Origin of the sequence: Vibrio sp. CAU 1672 (genome assembly GCF_029223195.1) — a bacterium.
GTDB lineage: Bacteria > Pseudomonadota > Gammaproteobacteria > Enterobacterales > Vibrionaceae > Vibrio.
Map to the genome: position 1 here is coordinate 65427 of NZ_JARHUF010000007.1, position 21984 is coordinate 87410.

Consider the following 21984-nt stretch of genomic DNA (forward strand, 5'->3'; position numbering starts at 1 on the left):
TCGAACAGACGCAGACTCTATCCCAAGGAGAGCGGGATAGGATCCTTTTGTTCTGGAACTTTGCCCGGCTATATGCCGGGCTTTTTCTTTTGTATTTCTTGAGATTTTTCGCGAAAAGGGCACAATCTCTGCAATTAATAAAAATGGATCTAAAAACGCTGGCACTATGAAAATAATTGTTGATGAAAACATGCCGTACGCTGAAGAGCTTTTTAGCCAACTCGGTGAGGTGATTCTTAAGCCCGGCCGCACCCTGACGGCGGATGATTTGGTTGATGTCGATGCCCTGATGATTCGTTCTGTTACCAAGGTGAATGCCGAGTTGATCAGTAAAGCCAACAAACTCAAGTTTGTTGGTACCGCCACTGCGGGTATGGATCATGTCGACCAGGCGCTGTTACAACAAAAAGGGATTTTCTTTACCGCAGCGCCCGGTTGTAACAAAGTCGGGGTTGCCGAATACGTGTTCAGCGTGATGATGGTGCTGGCACAACAACAGGGTTTCTCAGTGCTGGACAAAACCGTCGGGATTATTGGCGCAGGCCAGGTTGGCAGTTATCTGGAGAAATGTCTGAAAGGGATGGGGATTAAAGTTCTGATTAACGACCCATTCAAACAGCAAGAAGGCGACCCGCGCACCTTTACGCCACTGGCCGAGTTGATTGAAGCGTCAGACATTATTACTTTACATACGCCGATCACGACAGACGGCCCGTATCCAACTCACCATATGTTTGATGCCGGGATTTTAAATGGATTACGCGGCGACCAAATCCTTATTAACGCAGCGCGTGGTCCTGTGGTTGATAATCATGCATTAAAGCAACGTTTAATGAAAAACGATGGTTTTACTGCCGCACTGGATGTATTTGAATTTGAGCCAGAGGTTGATATGGAGCTTGTGCCTCTGCTAGCATTCGCCACCCCTCACGTTGCAGGTTATGGCCTGGAGGGGAAAGCTCGCGGTACGACGATGATTTTTAATCGCTACTGTGAGTTCTTAAGTAACGAATTACGTGCGCACGCCAGCGATTTACTGCCGACCGCTCCGATCCCTACTATGGTATTAGACAGAGCGTGGGATGAAGCAACGCTGCATACTATCACGCAGTTAATCTATGATGTGCGTAAAGATGACGCTCTTTTCCGCCGCGAAATCAGTCAGCCAGGTGCATTCGACCTGATGCGTAAAAATTACTGGGATCGCCGCGAATACAGTGCTGTCACGCTAGTGGGAAATCAAACATGCAATCTTGCGCCACTAGCAGAACTAGGTTTTCAGGTTGAGGTAAGTCAATGAGCCAGCAATACAATGTTGCCGTATTAGGTGCGACCGGTGCGGTCGGTGAAACAATTTTGGAAGTGCTTCAGGAGCGCAAGTTCCCGGTAGGTGAAATTTTCCTCCTGGCGAGTGAGCGCAGTGAAGGCAAGACTTACCGCTTCAACGGTAAAACCGTCCGTGTGCAAAACGTGGAAGAGTTTGACTGGTCACAAGCGCACATCGCTCTGTTTTCAGCCGGTGGTGAACTGTCGGCTAAATGGGCGCCTGTTGCGGCAGACGAAGGTGTGATCGTGATTGATAACACGTCACACTTCCGCTACGAGTACGATATTCCGCTGGTGGTGCCGGAAGTCAACCCGGAAGCAATCGCGGAGTTCCGTAACCGCAACATTATCGCGAACCCAAACTGCTCGACCATTCAGATGTTGGTGGCACTGAAGCCAATCCATGATGCCGTGGGTATCGAACGCATCAACGTTTCCACTTATCAGTCGGTATCGGGTGCTGGTAAAGCCGGTATTGATGAACTGGCGGGGCAAACCGCTAAACTGCTTAACGGGATACCGGCTGAGAACAAGCAGTTCTCACAACAGATCGCATTCAACTGTATTCCTCAAATCGACCAGATGATGGAAAACGGCTACACCAAAGAAGAGATGAAAATGGTGTGGGAAACGCAGAAAATTTTTAACGATCCATCTATCACCGTAAACCCGACCTGTGTGCGTGTACCGGTATTCTATGGCCACGCTGAAGCGCTGCATGTAGAAACCCGCGCCCCAATCGATGCCCAGGAAGTGATTAACCTTCTTGAGCAAACTGAAGGGGTAGAAGTCTTCCACGGTGAAGATTTCCCAACCCAAGTGCGCGATGCCGGCGGTAAAGACCATGTGATGGTTGGTCGTATCCGCAACGACATCAGTCATCATAGTGGGATTAACCTTTGGGTTGTAGCGGATAACGTGCGTAAAGGTGCGGCCACTAATGCGGTACAGATTGCGGAAGTGTTGATCCGTGATTACTACTGATTAGTTTTGTTTAACTTATTTGAGCCTCGCACTACGCGGGGCTTTTTGTTTGCTACGAGACTGTTGAGTCACCGCCCTGGATGAGTAAAAAAACATCACGGAAGGCGGGTCTGGCGACATTTTTATGTGAGATTAGTACGAATATCGCGTGGGGCACGCATTTTTTTTCTTCAACCCTGTAGTTTTGGGTGTCATATCCGATATATTTAGCGATCACGATTTCAAATTATTACTAGCACCTAGCTGAGCTTTCTATGCGTCAAAATTCTAAGCGTTTATTAGCCGCACTCATACTAATGACCGCGACTCAGACATCACCACTGGCTCAAGCCGAAGGCATTCGACTTGTAGGCCCTTCCGGTGAAGTGCAATCTTCTCCAATTTACGCTGAGCCGATTGAGCGAGCACAACCCGATAGGGATAGTGTCCAGCCATCTCGTTTCTATGGTCCAACCAAGGCAAATGAGACCTTGTGGTCGGTAGCATCACAACTTCGACCTTCACGTGCCGTCTCGGTACAGCAAACGCTTTTCGCCATTTACCGCATTAACCCTCAAGCGTTTGAACAGCAAAATATTCATGGCCTTATCCCGGGTAGTCAATTACGTGTGCCATCAATCGAACAAATACGCAGTGCCACTACAGCTCAGGCGATCGCCGTGATGAAAGCGCACGAGGCGAAGCTGACTCCTGCTGTGCCAGTTAAGGTACCAGCCCCGGAGATAAAATCGAAAGCTAAGCCTGAGTCGGCGCTACAGTCAGCGAAACCTGCACCAGCCAAGCCGGTTGTTGATGCGGTGAAACCAGCCCCCGTCCCTGCGCTTGATACTTCGCCTGAAGGTCAGAAGCAAGTTAGTGAACTTAAAGATAAGCTACAAATCTCTCAGGGAGAGCTTGAGTCACTGGAAGAGAAAAATCATCGATTGCGCTTAATGTTGTCGGAGGTTCAGAGCGAAGTTGAAACACTCAAAACCGAGTTAAATGATGAAGATCGCATTCGTAGCGAAGTTGAAAAATTGCTTGAAGCAGAGCGCCAGCGTCTTGCTGAGCAGCAGCGGATGCAGCCGAGTCTTCTCGATCAGATCCTGGGGAACGGTTGGTTGGTCGCTCTGACGGCATTAATTCCCGGCGTGTTGATTGCGTTATTGATAGTGGTGCTGCTTGGACGTCGTTCAAATTCGGCCAAAGAAGACGCAGCAGAGGAAGCGGCACAAGTCGCCCCAGTTGTTGCCGAATCAGCAGAACTGACGGCACCAACGGATGAGTTACTTGATGACCTCAGCTTAGATGATGATTTGTTTGCCGACGATAGTGAGACTGATGGGCAACAAGAGAATGCTGAGGAGCAGGAAGAAGACATTTTTGCCGATCTGGACAGTGATGATCTGGACTTTAACCTGGAAGGTGAGCTTGATGAAGACCCATTTGCCAGTATTGGTGATGATGGGGATCTGGATGTTGGGTTCGATGAATTTGACACCTCAGCCAGCAGTATCAGCGTTAATGGCGATGAGAAAGCGCTGGGCCTTGAGGAAATGGAGCGTGCTCTTGATGAGGTTACTCCACAGCTTGAGGTGCTCGACGAGGCGGGTGACGAAGATGGGTTTGACTTGTCGGATGACGAACCGTCTCAGGATGGCCATTCTATGTCTGATGAGGAGTTTGCTGAGTTATTGTCAGCCGATGAACCTACAGAGGAGTTGCCAAGTGGTGATTTAGATCAATCTATCCTGGATGAGTTGCTCTCAGGTATGGGCGAAGATGATCTTGAACTGGATGTGACTGAGTCTGCGAACAACGAAACCATATCAGACAGTGCCTTCTCTGCCGGCGTCGCCTCAGATGACGATATTGATAAGCTGTTGGCACAATATGATCAAAATGGTGACGATGACAGTAGCAATGTTATTCCAGATGAGCCCGTGCCGTATATCCAGCCACACAGCGATGCATCTGACACGTCAACAGTTGTCGCTGAACAAGTCGCCGATACCGAAAGTGATCCATTGGCCGAGCTAGAGCAACTATCCGGTTTAGCTGAAGAAGTGGTGCTGGAGGATGACAGCACAGAACTGCTGGATGAACTTCTGGACTTTGATGATGAAGCCGAGGTTGAAGATTTTGATCCGCTGACTGAGTTGGAACAGTTGTCTGGTGTCGATGATGTGGCCGTGGAGCTGGATGAAAACAGTACCGATCTGCTCGATGACTGGATTGAGTCAGAATCTGAAATGGCTACATCAGCAGGTGATGAGAGCGACGGTGAATGGGATCCGTTTGATGACCTGATCCAGGAAGAGGAAACAACTAACCAGTCGAGTGATGAAAACTTGCTGGCGTCACTTGGATTTGCTGACTCATCAGCGTCTGAATCGGTTAGCGAAGTTGAGCAACCAGCCGGGGTGGTTGCTGAAGAAGATGAAACCTTGGCGGGTGAGCTTGATATTGATTCTCTATTAGCTGATAACGCGCCCGTTGAAGCGCCGGTATCAACGCATAGCGATCAAGCGGAACCTGAAAAGGCGTTCGATAGCCACAGTTTTATCGGCGACCTGGAAGATTCGGCTCCGAAACACGACCCGTTATTGAATGAGCCGGATACTTTGTCCGAGTTCCAATCAGAATCTGCTGATGGGAATGGTGGAGAGGCAGAGTTGGGTGTGGATGATGACGCTGGTTTGCAGGCCTTGGCCGGGCAGGAGCTGTCATCAACGCAAGATGAGGTTCCGGACATCAGCCCCGATGAGGTAAGCCCTGAACCAGAGAATACGCCACAACCAAAGGCAACTCCGACCCCCAATACGCTGGCAAATGAGTTTGGTGTGCCTCAGGAAGAAGATTGGTTGTTGGATGGCGATGATCAGGACATAGTGGCAGACGACCTGACACTGGCAGAGGTGGAGGTTGATCTGGAGCCTGTGGCAGCCGATGACAGCGAGTTGAGTTTTGATGAGCTGGAACTGCCCGAGTTCGGGGAACAGGATGCAGCGGCTGTAATGGCGGACGAACCGGCATTGGCGGACACTAATCCGGAGCCCGTGGCAGCCGATGACAGCGAGTTGAGTTTTGATGAGCTGGAACTGCCCGAGTTCGGGGAGCAGGATGCAGCGGCTGCGATGGCGGACGAACCGGCACTGGCGGACACTAATCCGGAGCCCGTGGCAGCAGACGCAAGCGAGTTGAGTTTTGATGAGCTGGAACTGCCCGAGTTCGGCGAACAGGATGCGGCGGCTGCGATGGCAGGCGAACCGGCATTGGCGGACACTAATCCGGAGCCCGTGGCAGCAGACGCAAGCGAGTTGAGTTTCGACGAGCTGGAACTGCCCGAGTTCGGCGAACAGGATGCGGTGGCTGCGATGGCGGACGAACCGGTACTGGCGGACACTAATCCGGAGCCCGTGGCAGCAGACGCAAGCGAGTTGAGTTTCGACGAGCTGGAACTGCCTGAATTTGGCGAACAGGATGCGGCGGCTGCGATGGCAGGCGAACCGGCCCTGGCAGAAATCACAGCGGCGCCTGTGGCAGCAGATGACAGCGAGTTGAGTTTCGATGAGCTGGAACTGCCCGAGTTCGGCGAACAGGATGCGGCGGCTGCGATGGCAGACGAACCGGCACTGGCAGACATCACACCGGAGCCTGTGGCAGCCGATGACAGCGAGTTGAGTTTCGACGAGCTGGAACTGCCGGAGTTCGGCGAACAGGATGCAGCGGCTGCGATGGCCGGCGAACCAACTCCGGAAGGTTTAGACTTTGATGGGCGAGAAACCGATAGTGATACTATCACCGCTCAAGAGCCGGCCAGCAAACAAGGGGTTGAGCCACATGCCGACCCGGAGCAAGACGCACTATTTGATATGTTTGCCCAGCAAGGTGAGTTTCAGGTAGGGGCAGAGCCTCAAACCGCTGCTGAACCGGCGCTGGATGGCATTGATGAAGCGACCATGGCGTCATTGCTGTCTGAGGAAACGGGCAATGATATTATCAATGAGAAACCAGACAGTGAGGCAAGCGACAGTGCTGGCCTGGATTTTGATGCCATGCTTGATGTCGGTGAAGACTGGAATGGCTTTAAACTCCAGCCGGAGCAGGCGGCACAGATCTCAGCAGAGGTGCCAGAAGATCAGCGAGAAGTATGGAGCTCGTCGGAAGCGCTGACTCAGCCGGATATTTCGGCAGAAGACTGGGCGGATCAACAAGAGCTGGAGGATTTTGATCCCAAGAAAAGCCAGTTTATGACCATTGATGAACTGATGGCGCAAGTTGATCGTGATGGTGGTGAGTTTGAAGAACAGGCTTTGATGCTCGATGTTGGATTGAATGAGTTTCCAGACGTGATCGGCGACAACGGCGACGTTGATGTTGATAACAATGCAGAAGCGGCCGGTAAGCTGGATTTGGCTAAGATTTACCTGGAAATGAATGATAATTCTGGGGCAGTAAAACTGCTTGAAGAGGCCATTGTTGATGGCGATGATGACATTCGCCGCGAGGCTAAAGCGCTTATTGATGAGATAAACGGCCGTTAGGCTAAATATAAAGGGCAGCACAGGCTGCCCTTTTTGTATCTATCCAGACTTAAGTATATACTTCCCGCCCCATTTTAGAGTTCGAAGGTCAAAATGAGAATCGCATTAGGTATCGAGTACAATGGTACAAACTACTATGGCTGGCAGCGCCAAAGAGACGTAAAAAGTGTACAAGAAGCGCTTGAAAAAGCGTTGTCGGTTGTCGCTAACCACCCGGTGGAGGTGCAGTGTGCCGGGCGTACTGACGCCGGTGTCCACGGCACCGGACAGGTCGTCCACTTTGATACCAATGTGAAGCGGAAAATGGTGGCCTGGACTATGGGGGTCAACGCTAACATGCCGGGTGATATCGCTGTCCGCTGGGCAAAAGAAGTACCTGATGAGTTTCACGCACGATTTACTGCAACGGCTCGCCGTTATCGCTACATCATTTTTAATAACGCCCTGCGTCCCGGCATCCTGAGTTCAGGAGTGAGCCACTACCATGGTGAACTTGACGAGAAGAAAATGCATGAAGCCGGCCAGTATCTGTTGGGTGAAAACGATTTCACTTCATTCCGGGCGGTCCATTGCCAATCACGCAGTCCGTATCGCAACGTTATGCACCTGAATGTGACCCGCCATGGTCACTATGTGGTGATCGATATTAAAGCCAACGCATTCGTCCACCATATGGTGCGTAACATTACCGGCAGCTTAATTAAAGTTGGCCGGGGAGAAGAAAAGCCGGAGTGGATTCAATGGTTGCTGGAAGTAAAAGATCGCAAATTAGCCGGTGCCACAGCGAAAGCTGATGGGTTATATTTAGTTGATGTTGATTATCCGCATGAATTTGATTTACCCCGTGAACCGATCGGTCCGCTATTTTTGCCGGATAATTTGAACTAAATTTGCGAACTTGTTTCAAAATTTCGGTGGGTTAGACTAGAAATTGATGGCAACTGTGCGCTATTAACGATAGCAGAAATAGGTACAACCAGTTTTTTATCTACAGTTGCGGTCAGATATGGTTTAATCCTTCCGCGTAAATTCGAATTTTTTATCTTTCGCAATCAGGCGGAAGAATTGAGAGAAAAGGTCCTCCATGAGTTGGCTTGAAAAGATTTTAGAGAAAAGCAATCTTGTTAGTTCACGCAAAGCTTCCATTCCTGAGGGTGTGTGGACCAAATGTACCTCTTGTGAGCAGGTACTGTATCACGCTGAGTTAGAGCGTAACCTGGAAGTATGCCCTAAGTGTAATCATCACATGCGCATGAAAGCGCGTCGTCGTCTGGAAACGTTCCTGGATGAGAATAACCGTGTTGAATTAGGCACAGAGCTTGAGCCACAAGATAAACTGAAGTTTAAAGACTCTAAACGTTACAGAGAGCGTCTCTCGGCTGCACAGAAGGGCAGCGGTGAGAAAGATGCGCTGGTTGTTATCCAGGGCGAACTGCTGGGAATGCCGCTTGTAGCATGTGCGTTTGAATTCTCCTTTATGGGAGGATCGATGGGGTCAGTTGTCGGTGCCCGTTTTGTTAAAGCGGTGGAAGCGGCAATGGAAAACAACTGTGCACTGGTTTGCTTCTCAGCAAGTGGTGGCGCACGTATGCAAGAGGCGCTAATGTCTCTGATGCAGATGGCTAAGACCAGCGCCGCGTTAGAACGCTTATCGGAAAAAGGCCTGCCGTTCATTTCGGTATTAACTGACCCTACCATGGGTGGTGTTTCGGCAAGCTTGGCGATGTTGGGTGATATCAATATTGGTGAGCCTAAGGCACTTATCGGTTTTGCCGGACGTCGCGTGATTGAGCAGACAGTACGTGAAGACCTTCCAGAGGGATTCCAGCGTAGTGAGTTCTTACTTGAGCATGGTGCGATTGACATGATCGTGGATCGCCGTGAAATGCGCCATCGCGTGGGTGGTTTGATCGCTAAGCTGACTAACCACAAGTCGCCATTGGTGGTTTCGGTTAACGAATCTCCCAATGAAGAACCATATTCTGTACCAGAAGCGGACGAAAAAGGGTAAAGTATTACTAACATAAAACCAAAGTAATTAATGGTTAAAGTTAGATGACCCAACACGCAATTCCTCAAGCCACATCTTCACTCGCGATGTGGCTTGATTATTTATCAAATATTCACACCTCTGCAATCGATCTGGGCTTAGACCGTGTTCAAGCGGTCGCCAAGCAAGCCAACCTGACCAAACCCGCTCCTACCGTGATTACCGTTGCCGGCACCAATGGCAAAGGCTCGACCTGTGCGCTCATGGAAGCTATTTTACTTGATGCCGGTTATTCTGTCGGCGTTTACAGCTCTCCGCACCTGATTCGCTACAACGAGCGGGTACGTATCAATGGTGTTGATGTCGAAGACAGCAAACACTGTGAAGCTTTCGACTATGTTGAGAAACAGCGTGGCAATATCAGCCTGAGCCTGTTTGAATTCGGTACCCTGGCAGCTCTGAGAATTTTCCAGACGGAAAAGGTCGATGTGGTGCTGCTTGAAGTGGGCCTGGGCGGCCGGCTGGATGCCACCAATGTGGTGGACCATGATGTCTCAGTGATCACCAGCCTGGCGATTGACCATGTTGACTGGTTAGGTGATGACATTAACGTCATTGGCTTTGAAAAAGCCGGCATCTACCGCTCAGGTAAGCCAGCGATTTGTGGTCAGCCAACCCCGCCTGCAACCGTTGCGGCGCATGCTGACGATATTGGCGCGGAATTTTTCCAGGTTGGCATTCAGTTCGACTATCAGCTGACCGATAACGGCTGGAAGTGGAGTAGCGGTGCGTTTGATCTTGACGACCTGCCGATCCCGGCCTTGCCGTTACCCAACGCGGCAACAGCGTTAATGGCATTGGGCGCGGCAGAAGTGCAAATTACTGACATCAATATCGTCAATGGTCTGAGTAATGCCAAACTGGCGGGACGGATGCAACTGCTGCAATCGAATCCGGTGGTGTTGCTGGATGTGGCCCACAATCCACATTCGGCACAGTATCTGGTTGAGAAGGTGGCGGCAAGTTACCCTGAACAGGTGATTCATGTGGTGGTGGCGATGTTGCATGACAAAGACGTTAAGGCAACGCTTGCAACACTTACTCCTATCGCGACAACATGGTACCCGGCATCATTAACAGGCCCTCGTGCGGCTTCCGCGGCTGAGTTATGCCAGTACCTTCCTGAAGGGCAAGCCATGTACACAAATCCCGAGGAAGCGTTTGAAAGCGCCCTGCATAACGCTGATGCAACTGATGTTATCCTCGTCGTGGGTTCGTTCCATACGGTTGGGGAAGTATTGGAGCATTGGCAGTCAAAAAACACCTAAGCAAAAGGTAACTATACGATGGCAAGTAGGTTCCAAAGCCGACTGGTCGGCACCATCATTTTAGTTGCGGTGGGGGTGATCGTGCTCCCCGATGTTCTTGATGGCAAGAAACTGCATTACAAAGAAGAGTTCGCCAGCATCCCGATCAAACCCGAGCTGGATAGCGATGTGGAGAATTTTGAGATCTTAGAGCCGGTGGAAAACGACATTTCCTTGCCTGACTCACCGGTGGTTGAAATGGTTCAAACACCGTCTGAACCGGAGGAGAAGCCATCCGAACCTTCGGCAACTCATGCTGCCACCGACTCAGTTCAAGTGGCGACACAACAAGTGAAAGAGAAAAATCAGTATGAAGATTCAGCCTGGATTATTCAACTGATGGCATTGCGAAACCATGAGAACGCAGAGAGGCTGGTAGCCGATTTGCAGAATCGTGGCTACCAGGCCCATACCAAGCAAGAAAATGGCTTTACTCGGGTAATTGTTGGTCCGGATGTGTCGAAAACGAAACTTGAACGACAGATCAAGGAATTACAAAAAATTACAGGGTCAAAAGGCCAGTTGCTTAAATTTAAGCCATTAAATCCGTAGGAAAACGTTTGCGTCGGTGTTTTTTCTGTTAAAATGCGCGCGAACTTAAGATGAAGAAAACATGAATTGGTTAGATTTTGTCATTTTGGGTGTGATCGGATTTTCAGCTCTGATCAGTTTAGTTCGTGGCTTTGTTAAAGAAGCGTTGTCGTTGGTGATTTGGTTTGGGGCGTTTTTTATCGCCAGTAATTACTACGCGAAATTAGCGGTGTACTTTACCAACATTAAAGACGACATGTTTCGTAACGGTGCGGCTATTGCGGCACTGTTTGTCGCGACATTAGTGGTTGGCGCAGTGGTGAATTATGTCATTGCTCAACTGGTACAAAAAACAGGACTGTCAGGTACCGATCGTATTCTCGGTGTGGTATTTGGTGGTTTACGTGGAGTGCTCATTGTGTCCGCGGTACTGTTTTTTATGGATGCGTTTACCGCATTCCCAAGCTCGGAATGGTGGAAAGAATCACAGCTGGTTCCTGAATTCAGCCGTATAATCTCTCCGTTTTTCGAGCATTTACAAGCAACATCAAGTTTTCTGTCTGGCACTACCTAGTAGTGCCAGCTACTGTCGAAAATCGAGGATTAGGACATGTGTGGTATTGTTGGAATCGTGGGCACAACGCCTGTAAATCAGTCTATTTATGACGCGTTAACGGTGTTACAGCATCGTGGCCAAGATGCCGCTGGTATTTGTACCATAGAAAGCAATCGTTTTCGTCTGCGCAAAGCGAACGGTTTAGTCAAAGATGTGTTTGAGGCCAGACACATGCAACGCCTGCAGGGGACAGTCGGAATAGGGCATGTTCGTTACCCAACCGCGGGTAGTTCCAGTGCCTCAGAGGCTCAACCTTTCTATGTAAACTCTCCATTTGGTATTACACTTGCTCACAACGGTAACCTGACCAATGCGACCGAAGTTCGTCAGAAGTTGTTCGAAAAAGACCGTCGTCATATCAATACCACTTCAGACTCTGAAGTGTTGCTTAATGTCCTGGCCCATGAAATTGACACGGTAAAAGGTAACGTCACCACAGAAGATGTGTTCCGGGCCGTGACCAACGTTCACCGCACTATCCGCGGTGCCTACGCAGTAGCAGCCATGATCATCGGCCATGGTATGATTGCGTTCCGTGACCCGCACGGTATTCGTCCGCTTTGTCTGGGTAAGCGTGAAGAAAATGGTAAAACCGAGTATATGGTGGCATCGGAATCTGTTGCACTGGATGCGGTTGGCTTTGATTTTGTCCGTGATGTCGCGCCTGGCGAAGCGATTTACGCGACTTTTGATGGTCAACTGTTTACTAAACAGTGTGCTGATAATCCTAAACTCAACCCTTGTATTTTCGAGTTTGTTTATTTCGCTCGTCCAGACTCGTTTATCGATAAGATCTCCGTCTACAGTGCACGCGTAGAGATGGGTAAAAAGCTTGGTGAACGTATCCGGGAAGATTACGCCGATCTGGATATCGACGTGGTGATCCCGATCCCTGAAACTTCGTGTGATATCGCACTGCAAATCGCTCAGGCTATTGATAAACCTTACCGCCAAGGATTCGTTAAAAACCGCTATGTAGGCCGAACCTTCATTATGCCGGGTCAGCAGCAACGTAAGAAATCAGTACGTCGTAAGCTCAATGCCATTCGTTCTGAATTCAAAGATAAAAATGTGTTGCTGGTTGATGATTCCATTGTCCGCGGTACAACCTCTGAGCAGATCATTGAAATGGCACGAGACTCCGGGGCGAGTAAAGTGTTTATGGTATCTGCGGCACCAGAGGTCCGTTTCCCGAACGTATACGGTATTGACATGCCAAGCGCCAATGAGTTGATCGCCCATGGCCGGGACAATGATTCGATTTGTCAGCAGATTGGTGCGGATGCGCTGATTTACCAGCGGCTGGAAGATCTGGTTGAGGCCGTTGGCCTGGGCAACCAGGATATCGTTCAGTTCGATACCTCAGTATTTAACGGCGAATACGTCACCGGCGATATTGATCAGCAGTATCTGGATTTTCTTGACCAGCTGCGTAATGATGACGCGAAAACTGAGGCGGAAATCCAGCAGGACTTAGCCAGTTTAGAGTTGTATAACGAAGGCGCATAAGCTTTTGTTGAGCCAATGAAAAGAACAAAAAAAACCAGAGCATGGCTCTGGTTTTTTTGTCTTGCAGCAGATGCAATCAATGAATGTTATAGGCAATGATATAGTCGATAAATAACCGCACTTTTTCCGGTAAGTGGTCTTTGTGGTTGTAGAGCATATAAATATCACGAGGGTTGGCGCTCCAATCCGGCAGTACACGCACCAGGCTACCGCTCTCAATAAACTCGTTAATCATCGCATCGGGCATTAACGTAATGCCTAGCCCCTCGGAGCAGGCACTGCGTACCACGTTGAGTGCATTGGCCTGAAAACGTCCGCGTTCGATATTAACCACCGATTCACCATTACTGTTGATCAGGGTCCACTTCAATAATGGGTGGCCCTTTAGTAAAGAGTGGTTGCCCAGCTCTTCGGCATGAGTGGGAGCCGGGTTGGCAGCTAAGTACGCCGGACTGGCGACCAGAATGTCTTTCACTTCACCAATTTTACGCGCGATTAAGCTTGAATCTCTTTGTGGGCCAACGCGGAAAATGACATCCCACTCGGTCGGATCAAGTTGATCGGCGTTGCTTTCGGTATTCAGTTCAATATTGATGTCCGGATACTGGCTCATAAAACCATTAAACATCGGCATCATCATGCGCTTGGTCAGGTTGTAGGGAGCGGAGATCTTGATTTTTCCTGATGCTCCACGGCACTCATCGGTAATTTCTTCGGCAGTAGACGTGAGTCGTTGCAGAAGAGGAGAGCATTCATGATAAAAACGTTCTCCGGCTTCGGTCAGTGATAGTTTACGCGCATGGCGGTTGAGTAGCCGAAGATTAACCGCGTCCTCTAGCGCTTGAATGCGTCGGGTGATGGTTGCTACCGGGATCATGGTTTTTCGCGAGGTTGCGGTATAGCTCCCATTTTCGACAACCAATCGAAAAAGGTTAAGATCATCTAATTTCATATTTCCTGACACATTAAAATACCGTTTGTGGCTAATTTATAATTAACTTTGCAATCAAAGTTTGCTTTAAGTCAATATGTTGCATCATTTGAACACAGCAGCGGTCGCCGAGCAAATACTTACACAGCGGACCATGGTTGTATAAATGCCTTTTAGAGGCTACGTTTTATTAAAGGCGATAAGGCCTTAAGTCTTGCTGCACCTCGTCTGTAAGGCGCGAGATATAACGATAATAATGATTAAGTTTTTTTTGAGTGAGCTTTGTGAGGTAGAAAGCTATGTTGAAAACTCACAGTCATATGGCAGCGGCCTCGGCGCAGGAGATGGTAAATCAAAAACTGATCATGCTAGTTGATGATGACCCGATTTTCCGCAGAATCACTGGGGCGTATTTGCAAAACCAGGGTTTTAGGGTACTCGAAGCCGAAAATGGCTTACAAGCGCTGCAAAAATTGAGAGAGTCTGAGCCAGACTTAGTATTGTGTGATTTGTCGATGCCGGTACTTAATGGCATCGAATTTGTTGAAGAGGTAAGCCTGGAATACCCCGCGCTGCCCTTGATTGTCGTGTCTGCGACCGATGAAATGTCGGATGTGGCAAAGGCGTTGCGCTTTGGGATTAAAGATTTCCTTCCTAAACCGATAGGAAATTATGATCATCTCTATCAGGCGATAGATAATACCCTTGAAGACACCGACAGCCACTTCGCTGACCAGCGTGATTTTTCCAGCCAATGGTTTCGGGTCGATGATGGCGGAGAATTGCCTGATGATCAGGAATTGCACTGGCACTTACAATATTTGCAACAGAATCCAAATGCGGCAAGAGACTTACTGCACGCTTTGCTGCCTGAAAAGGATACCAGTCAGGGTGATTGGCGCTGCTCGTACCGGTTACTGCAATCCACAGACGTAATGCCATTGGTGTTTGATTACCGGTGGTTGATGAATGGCCAGTTTGCCTTCTATCTGATCGACTCAGCTTCGCTTGAAGAAGGCGGCGTGGCAACCACGTTGCTGGTCAGAGCGTTGTTTGACGACTATCTGCGGAACTTAAAAAGTTTTAGTGCTGATCTGAAAGACATGGTAGAGATTGTAGAAAAAGGCATTCAATGCTCAGAGTGCGCCGGACCGGTGGAGGCGATGTTTGGCATTGCTGATTTGGCGTCGGCAACGGTGTCCATTTTGCCGGCAGGTCTCGAGAGTCGCTGGTCAAATGGCAGTTCGAGCCAGCACATCCCGGCGGGAAATCGCTTAGGGGATAACAGCCTGAGAAATTTTATCACCCGGGAACTGGCAATCAGCAGCACTGGCGAGTTATCGGTGGGGTGCCTGGGATCATCCAGCTTTAACCTGAGTATCGTGCGAAAAGATCGTTTGATTTAAGCCGATGCCTGTATATGAGAAAGCAGCGTAAATTACGCTGCTTTGTTTTTATGTCTGGCCGGATTTTGCTTATTGATGGAATTATACCCTTACTTTTTGTTGGTGTTTCGATAGTGCTGTTTAAGGTATAGTCAGCGCGAAAAAACAAAAATAACCCATTTGCGCAACCTTTATCTAACTTAGGTGCGGTTCGGGTTAGTAAAGTCAACTAGCGAGAAGAGACACAATGGCAGACAAAGATTTTAAAGAGCCTTATAATATTTTTTATTTTTTGGGGTTTGTTGCGGTACTTTTGGTTCCAACATTACCTGCAACGTTAACCTGGTTACGTGTGATGAACAGTTACGCGGGTCTTTAAACCTGAGAACAGTGCGGAGTTCGCCATCAGTATTAAATGCCTGATCTTATATATTGTTGGTGGACTCAGTTTAATCCTCGGTATCATTGGCATACTATTGCCTTTGTTACCCACCACGCCGTTTTTACTTCTTTCCAGTGCCTGCTTTATGCGCAGTAGCCCCGGTTTTCACCGCTGGCTGCACCAGCATCAGTGGTTTGGTCCCATCCTGAATAACTGGCAGCAACACCGCGCTGTGACCCGAGCCGTCAAGCTGCGCGGCAGTATTTTTATCGTATTGAGTTTTGTTTTTTCTATCGCCATTGTGCCGCATGATTGGCTGAAAATTGGCCTGTTCATTATGCTAATCGGCTTGCTCGGCTGGTTTGTGCGCTTACCTGTGACTGAGTTGGTTGCTGACAGAGAAGAAAATCACTAAGATTGTAGGGAATAGTGTGCCCACTCTTCGAGTGGGCGTTTGTATTTTCAGCGCTCAAGACTTTTAGCATCAGTTGGAAAGCACTGAGAACCTTTAGTTCGTTGCCCTCATAATAGCGTGATAACCACAGGGGGTGGTGAGCCAATCTAAGTAAACCGGTATTATGACTACAGAAACAATTTCACTGATCAAATCCAGCATTAAAAGCATCCAAGACTACCCAAAACCAGGCATCCTTTTCCGTGATGTCACTAGCTTGCTGGAAGATGCAACTGCTTATCAAGCGACGATTAACCTGCTGGTTGAACGTTATAAAGACATGGGCTTTACCAAAGTAGTGGGCACTGAAGCCCGCGGTTTCCTGTTTGGTGCTCCTTTGGCTCTTGAGCTGGGTGTCGGTTTTGTCCCGGTACGCAAACCGGGTAAGTTGCCTCGCCCTACTTTGGCGCAGTCTTACGAGCTTGAATATGGTATGGATACTCTGGAAATCCACACCGATGCCATCGTGGAAGGCGATAAGGTGCTGGTTGTCGATGATCTGCTGGCTACCGGTGGTACTATTGAAGCAACCACAAAGTTGATTCGTCAACTGGGTGGCATCGTAGAACATGCTGCATTTGTAATTAACCTGCCGGAAATCGGTGGTGACAAGCGCCTGGAAGGTTTGGGCCTCAACGTATACACCGTTTGTGAGTTTGAAGGACACTAATACATTCAATGAGTTATTTAGCTTTAGCGCGAAAATGGCGTCCTAACCAATTCAATCAAGTGGTTGGGCAGCGTCATGTACTGACCGCGCTGGAAAATGCGTTGGCGCAAAACCGCCTCCACCATGCGTATTTGTTCAGCGGAACCCGCGGTGTGGGAAAAACGAGTATTGGCCGCCTGTTTGCTAAAGGCCTTAACTGTGAAACCGGCATTACTGCTACCCCGTGTGGGGAGTGCAGTACCTGTCGTGAAATCGATGAGGGCCGCTTTGTCGACCTGCTCGAGATTGACGCCGCCTCTCGCACTAAAGTGGAAGACACTCGGGAGTTATTAGATAACGTTCAATATAAGCCAGCCCGTGGCCGGTTTAAAGTGTACCTCATTGATGAGGTACACATGCTTTCTCGTCATTCGTTTAATGCCTTATTGAAAACGCTGGAAGAGCCGCCAGAATATGTCAAGTTTCTGTTGGCGACCACGGACCCACAGAAACTTCCGGTAACTATTCTTTCACGTTGTCTGCAGTTTCATCTCAAGCCGATCAGCATCGATGACATTCACGGCCAGCTTGATCATATCCTGGCCGAAGAACAAGTGGAGGCTGAAGCGCGTGCGTTGGGGATGATCGCCCATGCGGCGGATGGCAGTATGCGCGATGCCCTGAGCTTAACCGACCAAGCGATTGCACTGGGTAATGGGCGTGTCCAGGCAGATATCGTTAGCCATATGCTAGGTACGATTGATACCGCTCAGGCTATCCATCTTCTGGAGTCCATCAGCAGTCAGCAAGTACAGCAGGCGATGGAAAAATTACAGCAAATCGCAGCAAATGGTGTTGAATGGGATGGCCTGTTACAACAATTGGCTAGTCAACTGCATCGAATTGCCATGTATCAGGCACTGCCTTCCAGCTTGGATCTGGCTCAGCCGGATGCCGAGCGTATTGAGCTGCTGGCGAAAGCCCTAGCACCGCAAGAGGTGCAGCTCTATTACCAAATCGCATTAAAAGGGCGAGAGGATTTAGCATTGTCGCCCAATGGCCGCGTCGGTATGGAGATGATTGTCTTACGAATGATGGCATTTCGTCCGGTATCGGTTGGTCAGGCAAACACTATTTCGGCAGCCACACCGGCAAATCAGCCGAGTGTTGTCCAACCTCAGCGGGCACCGCAGTCACAGAATGTACCGCCAGCAAACACCGTCGCGACTTCACAACCTTCGCCGAACTCTGCGCCTGTGCGTCCGGCGCCCGTTGGCAACGACTCACCTTCACAGGCCGGGCATTCACCGAATCGTAACGATGCGGCGCAACGACCGCCGCAACCACCCGTGAACGAGTCACTATCTGCTACCGCCGAAACTTTGCCTGCGCAAGAAGCAGCGCCGCAGGGCGGAGTAAGTGGATTGCGTCATCAGCTACGTTCACAGCGCCGCGGGCTTCAGCAACAGTCCGCACAAGGCAATGGTGGTGTAAAAAAGCCTAAAGCGGCATCTGAACAGAAAGAGTCGGTCATTGATCGCCTTGCGCAGCTGCATGGAAGTGCAAACCAGGTGCCGCCGAAGTTTACTTCACAGCCAGACCCGGTGAGTGTGGATGAGGACGAGGCGTATCGTTGGCGGCCGAGCAAGCAAGTTGAAGAAGTCGCCACCACTGAGTTGACCCCGACCCAACTTAAGCAGGCTCTTGAGCATGAGAAGACACCAGAAATGGTACAGAAACTGGTGAAAGAGTCGCTGGAGCTAAACGAGTGGGCCCTGCTGATTAGTCAAATGGCCATGCCTAAGCTGGTCGAGCAGTTGGCGCTTAACTCGGCGTATCAAAAACAAGGCACATCAGTGTCCTTACATCTCCGTCCTCATCAGGCACACCTCAACACGGACAGAGCGCAGAGTGAGCTGCATAAAGCACTGAATGAAGTGCTGGGTGAGGAGTGCCATCTTAGTGTTGAAATTGGAGACAGCGGAGAAACCCCGCTAGAGTTAAGAGACAGGCTCTATCAGGAAAAATTACAGCAAGCGTTGCACAGCCTCGAAAGCGACCCAACGGTGCAATTTATCGAGCGTCGCTTTGCGGCGACGCTGGACAGGGATAGCGTTCGCCCTATCTAAAAAAACAAGCGAATGGGGTTGATAAGTTTATCCTGTAACCCCATTTACTGATGCAACACCCAACGAAACCAGAGAGATAAGCATGTTTGGTAAAGGCGGTATGGGCAATCTAATGAAGCAAGCCCAGCAAATGCAAGAGCGTATGCAAAAGCTTCAAGAAGAAATTGCGAATATGGAAGTGACTGGCGAGTCAGGCGCGGGTCTGGTCAAAGTGACGATCACCGGCAGTCATAGCGTGCGTCGTGTTGAGATCGATGAAAGCTTGATGGAAGACGACAAAGAGATGCTGGAAGATTTGATTGCGGCCGCATTCAACGATGCAGCTCGTCGCGTTGAAGAAACTCAAAAAGAGAAAATGGCTTCTGTAACTGGCGGTATGCAACTACCACCAGGCATGAAAATGCCATTCTAATCCGTCGATTTTTATAACATAGCGGATAATCAATGCGAACCAGTCATATGCTGGAACAGTTAATGGAGGCCTTACGATGTCTGCCTGGGGTTGGTCCCAAGTCGGCACAACGTATGGCCTTTCATTTGTTACAGCGCGATAGAAAAGGTGGCCTGCAGCTTGCTGATGCGCTGAGCCAGGCCATGACCGAAATTGGCCATTGTCGCGAGTGCCGAACTTTTACTGAAGAAGAGATCTGCCATATCTGTACTAATCCGAAGCGTCAGGAAAACGGGCAGATTTGTGTGGTAGAAAGCCCGGCAGACATTGCTGCCGTTGAGGCCACCGGCCAATATTCCGGCCGATATTTCGTGTTGATGGGGCATTTATCCCCTTTAGATGGTATTGGCCCGAGCGATATCGGTTTGGATGTGCTCGATTACCGTTTGCGGCAGGGTGATGTTACCGAGGTTATCCTCGCAACCAACCCTACCGTAGAGGGGGAGGCCACGGCACATTATATTGCTGAGTTATGCCACCAACATGAGGTAGCAGCCAGTCGTATCGCTCATGGTGTGCCGGTTGGTGGTGAACTAGAGTTGGTGGACGGGACTACGCTGTCACATTCTTTGTTAGGCCGACAAAAAATCTGATTTAAAAGCCGCTCGGTTGAGCGGCTTTTTTTAATTTTGGGTTTGGCCAGTGTTTACCTGATCAGGTCAGTTGTTCCAGTTCGGTAATGTTCTTCAGCGCCTGTTGGTTGGTTTGGCCGCATACAACCGGACAAGGTTTGAAGTCATGGCATACTTTCGGTCTTTCTGGTTTGCCGAATAACTGGCACAAATTATCGTCGTTGAGTTGTACGCAGCGCACACCTGCCGGTTTGCCTTTCGGCATGCCTGGTATAGGAGAGGAGATACTCGGGGCAATACAACATGCACCACAGCCTAAACGACAATCCATCACAATAACCTCAAAAAAAGAAGTGGGCCATTATCGATGTTTTGCCGCAAATTGGAAGGGTAAGCCGAGAAAAAACTATTTCCGTTAGCGAGCGCCGCTTGCTTCAGTCAGTCGCTTGATTAACCTCTGAGGAACCGGTTGTAGATAAACAGCAGCACGAAAGCGCCGAATGTGGCAATCAAAATGCTGCCAATATTGATGCCGGTAGCACTGCCGAGGCCAAGAAAGCTGCCGATAAACCCGCCGACAAACGCACCGACAATACCGAGCAGCATCGTCGCAATCCACCCTCCGCCGTCGCGGCCGGGCATCAGCCATTTGGCTAGTGCGCCCGCAATCAGACCAAGAATGATCCAGGAAAGAATACCCATGTGTGCACCTTACACTTTGTTATCCGGAGTTTTGATTACACTTAAGCATAGACCCTTCAGCGATAGTTGCTTGCGGTAAACGTGACTGTTGCTCAAGCCATGGCGGTTTGTTTCTGGTATTTAATCTTGTTGCCTTAGATCGGAATGTGTCGAAATCAGGGGGAAATGCGTTACTGGAAATGCTGTATAAAAATCCCAGTGTTTTACCACTGGGATGATGAGAAGGTAGAGTTGTTCAGGGCGCTTCAGCGCTCCTGTGGGCTTTGATCGTCGCGAGCGATTTCTACTTGTTCACGATCGGGATGATTTAAAATGTGGTCTTCCCAGTTCACCACATCAATTTCGTAAACCACTTTATTGCGCACACTTTCCCCTGCGGCGTGCATTGCAGATTTAGAGCCGGTCAATAGCGGGTGCCACTCGGGAAGCGGTTGACGGTTGGCTAACAGGCGATAAGCACAGGTGTGTGGCAGCCATTCAAAGTCTTCAATGTCTTCACGAGTCAGTTTGGTGCACTCTTCACCGGAGGTAAAACGGTTTGGATAATCTTTGCAGCTGCAGGTTTTGCTGTTTAACCAGCTGCAGGCAACGTTGGTGTAGTAAATTTCGTCAGTGTCTTCATCCATCAGCTTGTGCAAACAACACTTACCACACTGGTCGCAAAGAGATTCCCACTCTTCGTCGTTCATTTCTTCAAGTGTTTTTTGTTCCCAGAATGGAATCATAATGCCTACCCAGTTTTTCGAGTGTACCAAAGAGGCAACGTTATATATATGAAGCGCGCAAAGTGCAAGCGATTCTTTGCACACTTACCTTCCGCCAGCACAAACAAGGCTTTGCCTAAGCCTGATGTTTTTTTATTCCCGATCCATTTCCACTTCAGGCCGGGAGGCTCTGGGTGCTTATGGCCGTGGCTTGAGTGCTCCATTTAGTGAGGTTAGTCACAAAACACTTTACTTAGCGTGCTAACTAATTTAAATTGGTTAGTACGCTAAGTAATAGGAGTGAGCAATGATTCAGAGTGTCGATATGTTAAGGGAACTCTCGCTGGCAGAACAATTAGCCCGGGTTGCCCGTTTGTGGAAAATGGTTGCGGACCGGGAACTGGCACCGCTTGGCCTGACTCATCCGCGCTGGACAGCATTGTGGAAGCTGCAACGTTTGGGCGATCACGTCAGCCAGAAAACGCTGGCCGAGGCGCTGGAAATTGAGCTGGCTTCGCTGATGCGCACTCTGAAACAGCTTGAAGAGCAGTCGCTCATTACCCGAAAAGGTTGTGAGGAGGATAAGCGGGTTCGAATCGTAAGCTTAACTCCGGCGGGCAACGCGCTGCTTGAGCAGATGGAAGATAAAATTTTGCAGGTGCGTCGGACCTTACTTGCCGATATTGATGAATCACAATTGGAGGTAATTCGCACGGCTTTGGGGCAGATGGCCCATAACGCCCTGGATGCCCTTAACGATTAATTTCCCCACTTTT

The 21984-nt window shown here is 49.5% G+C and carries 21 protein-coding genes; 17 read left to right on the plus strand and 4 right to left on the minus strand.

Annotated elements, in window-relative coordinates:
• The first annotated feature begins 166 nt into the window (after window positions 1-166).
• The 9 genes from P2G85_RS08710 to purF all read left to right on the plus strand — a co-directional run bounded on the left by P2G85_RS08710 (window position 167) and on the right by purF (window position 12849).
• Window positions 167-1300, plus strand: a complete 1134-nt coding sequence (locus P2G85_RS08710; RefSeq protein WP_275863710.1) for a 4-phosphoerythronate dehydrogenase — start codon at window positions 167-169, stop codon at window positions 1298-1300.
• Window positions 1297-2310: an aspartate-semialdehyde dehydrogenase gene (locus P2G85_RS08715; RefSeq protein ID WP_275863711.1), complete on the plus strand. Its 1014-nt coding sequence runs from the start codon at window positions 1297-1299 to the stop codon at window positions 2308-2310. The genes P2G85_RS08710 and P2G85_RS08715 overlap by 4 nt, the downstream gene beginning before the upstream one ends.
• Window positions 2311-2564: 254 nt before the next feature.
• On the plus strand, window positions 2565-6836 hold the full coding sequence (locus tag P2G85_RS08720; RefSeq protein WP_275863712.1) for a FimV/HubP family polar landmark protein: 4272 nt from the start codon (window positions 2565-2567) through the stop codon (window positions 6834-6836).
• 93 nt (window positions 6837-6929) lie between these two features.
• Window positions 6930-7724, plus strand: coding sequence for a tRNA pseudouridine(38-40) synthase TruA (gene truA / locus P2G85_RS08725; RefSeq protein ID WP_275863713.1), 795 nt, complete (start codon window positions 6930-6932; stop codon window positions 7722-7724).
• 196 nt (window positions 7725-7920) lie between these two features.
• Window positions 7921-8847, plus strand: a complete 927-nt coding sequence (gene accD, locus P2G85_RS08730) for an acetyl-CoA carboxylase, carboxyltransferase subunit beta (protein WP_275863714.1) — start codon at window positions 7921-7923, stop codon at window positions 8845-8847.
• Between the two features lie 44 nt (window positions 8848-8891).
• Complete coding sequence (gene folC / locus P2G85_RS08735) at window positions 8892-10154, plus strand: bifunctional tetrahydrofolate synthase/dihydrofolate synthase (RefSeq protein WP_275863715.1); 1263 nt, start codon at window positions 8892-8894, stop codon at window positions 10152-10154.
• A gap of 18 nt (window positions 10155-10172) precedes the next feature.
• Window positions 10173-10745 (plus strand): SPOR domain-containing protein, encoded by a 573-nt coding sequence (locus P2G85_RS08740; protein WP_275863716.1) that lies wholly within the window; start codon window positions 10173-10175, stop codon window positions 10743-10745.
• Between the two features lie 61 nt (window positions 10746-10806).
• Entirely contained in the window at window positions 10807-11298 is a 492-nt protein-coding gene (locus P2G85_RS08745; protein WP_275863717.1) for a CvpA family protein, read from the plus strand.
• 36 nt (window positions 11299-11334) lie between these two features.
• Window positions 11335-12849: an amidophosphoribosyltransferase gene (gene purF, locus P2G85_RS08750; RefSeq protein WP_275863718.1), complete on the plus strand. Its 1515-nt coding sequence runs from the start codon at window positions 11335-11337 to the stop codon at window positions 12847-12849.
• A 76-nt stretch (window positions 12850-12925) separates the two neighbouring features.
• On the opposite strand, the gene P2G85_RS08755 is transcribed toward purF, so the two are convergent.
• The gene (locus tag P2G85_RS08755) at window positions 12926-13801 is read right to left on the minus strand and encodes a LysR family transcriptional regulator (RefSeq protein WP_275863719.1); all 876 of its coding nucleotides are present in this window, start codon (window positions 13799-13801) and stop codon (window positions 12926-12928) included.
• Between the two features lie 278 nt (window positions 13802-14079).
• On the opposite strand from P2G85_RS08755, the gene P2G85_RS08760 reads away from it, so the two are divergent.
• The 7 genes from P2G85_RS08760 (at window position 14080) to recR (ending at window position 19823) form a co-directional block, all read left to right on the plus strand.
• On the plus strand, window positions 14080-15186 hold the full coding sequence (locus P2G85_RS08760) for a response regulator (RefSeq protein ID WP_275863720.1): 1107 nt from the start codon (window positions 14080-14082) through the stop codon (window positions 15184-15186).
• 226 nt (window positions 15187-15412) lie between these two features.
• On the plus strand, window positions 15413-15544 hold the full coding sequence (locus P2G85_RS08765; RefSeq protein ID WP_275863721.1) for a hypothetical protein: 132 nt from the start codon (window positions 15413-15415) through the stop codon (window positions 15542-15544).
• A 52-nt stretch (window positions 15545-15596) separates the two neighbouring features.
• Window positions 15597-15962, plus strand: a complete 366-nt coding sequence (locus P2G85_RS08770; protein WP_275863825.1) for a YbaN family protein — start codon at window positions 15597-15599, stop codon at window positions 15960-15962.
• 163 nt (window positions 15963-16125) lie between these two features.
• Complete coding sequence (gene apt / locus P2G85_RS08775; RefSeq protein ID WP_275863722.1) at window positions 16126-16671, plus strand: adenine phosphoribosyltransferase; 546 nt, start codon at window positions 16126-16128, stop codon at window positions 16669-16671.
• An 8-nt stretch (window positions 16672-16679) separates the two neighbouring features.
• Window positions 16680-18779, plus strand: coding sequence for a DNA polymerase III subunit gamma/tau (dnaX, locus tag P2G85_RS08780; protein ID WP_275863723.1), 2100 nt, complete (start codon window positions 16680-16682; stop codon window positions 18777-18779).
• Between the two features lie 82 nt (window positions 18780-18861).
• Complete coding sequence (locus P2G85_RS08785; protein WP_025541076.1) at window positions 18862-19191, plus strand: YbaB/EbfC family nucleoid-associated protein; 330 nt, start codon at window positions 18862-18864, stop codon at window positions 19189-19191.
• A 32-nt stretch (window positions 19192-19223) separates the two neighbouring features.
• The gene (recR, locus tag P2G85_RS08790; protein WP_275863724.1) at window positions 19224-19823 is read left to right on the plus strand and encodes a recombination mediator RecR; all 600 of its coding nucleotides are present in this window, start codon (window positions 19224-19226) and stop codon (window positions 19821-19823) included.
• A 61-nt stretch (window positions 19824-19884) separates the two neighbouring features.
• Here recR and P2G85_RS08795 read toward each other — a convergent pair whose 3' ends face one another.
• The 3 genes from P2G85_RS08795 to P2G85_RS08805 form a co-directional block, all read right to left on the minus strand.
• Entirely contained in the window at window positions 19885-20133 is a 249-nt protein-coding gene (locus P2G85_RS08795; protein ID WP_275863725.1) for a YkgJ family cysteine cluster protein, read from the minus strand.
• 119 nt (window positions 20134-20252) lie between these two features.
• Complete coding sequence (locus tag P2G85_RS08800) at window positions 20253-20504, minus strand: GlsB/YeaQ/YmgE family stress response membrane protein (protein WP_275863726.1); 252 nt, start codon at window positions 20502-20504, stop codon at window positions 20253-20255.
• A 245-nt stretch (window positions 20505-20749) separates the two neighbouring features.
• On the minus strand, window positions 20750-21232 hold the full coding sequence (locus tag P2G85_RS08805; protein ID WP_275863826.1) for a YcgN family cysteine cluster protein: 483 nt from the start codon (window positions 21230-21232) through the stop codon (window positions 20750-20752).
• A gap of 283 nt (window positions 21233-21515) precedes the next feature.
• Here P2G85_RS08805 and P2G85_RS08810 point away from each other — a divergent pair, with 283 nt between their 5' ends.
• A complete protein-coding gene (locus P2G85_RS08810) occupies window positions 21516-21971 on the plus strand; it encodes a MarR family transcriptional regulator (RefSeq protein ID WP_275863727.1) in 456 nt (151 codons plus the stop codon).
• Window positions 21972-21984: the final 13 nt, after the last annotated feature.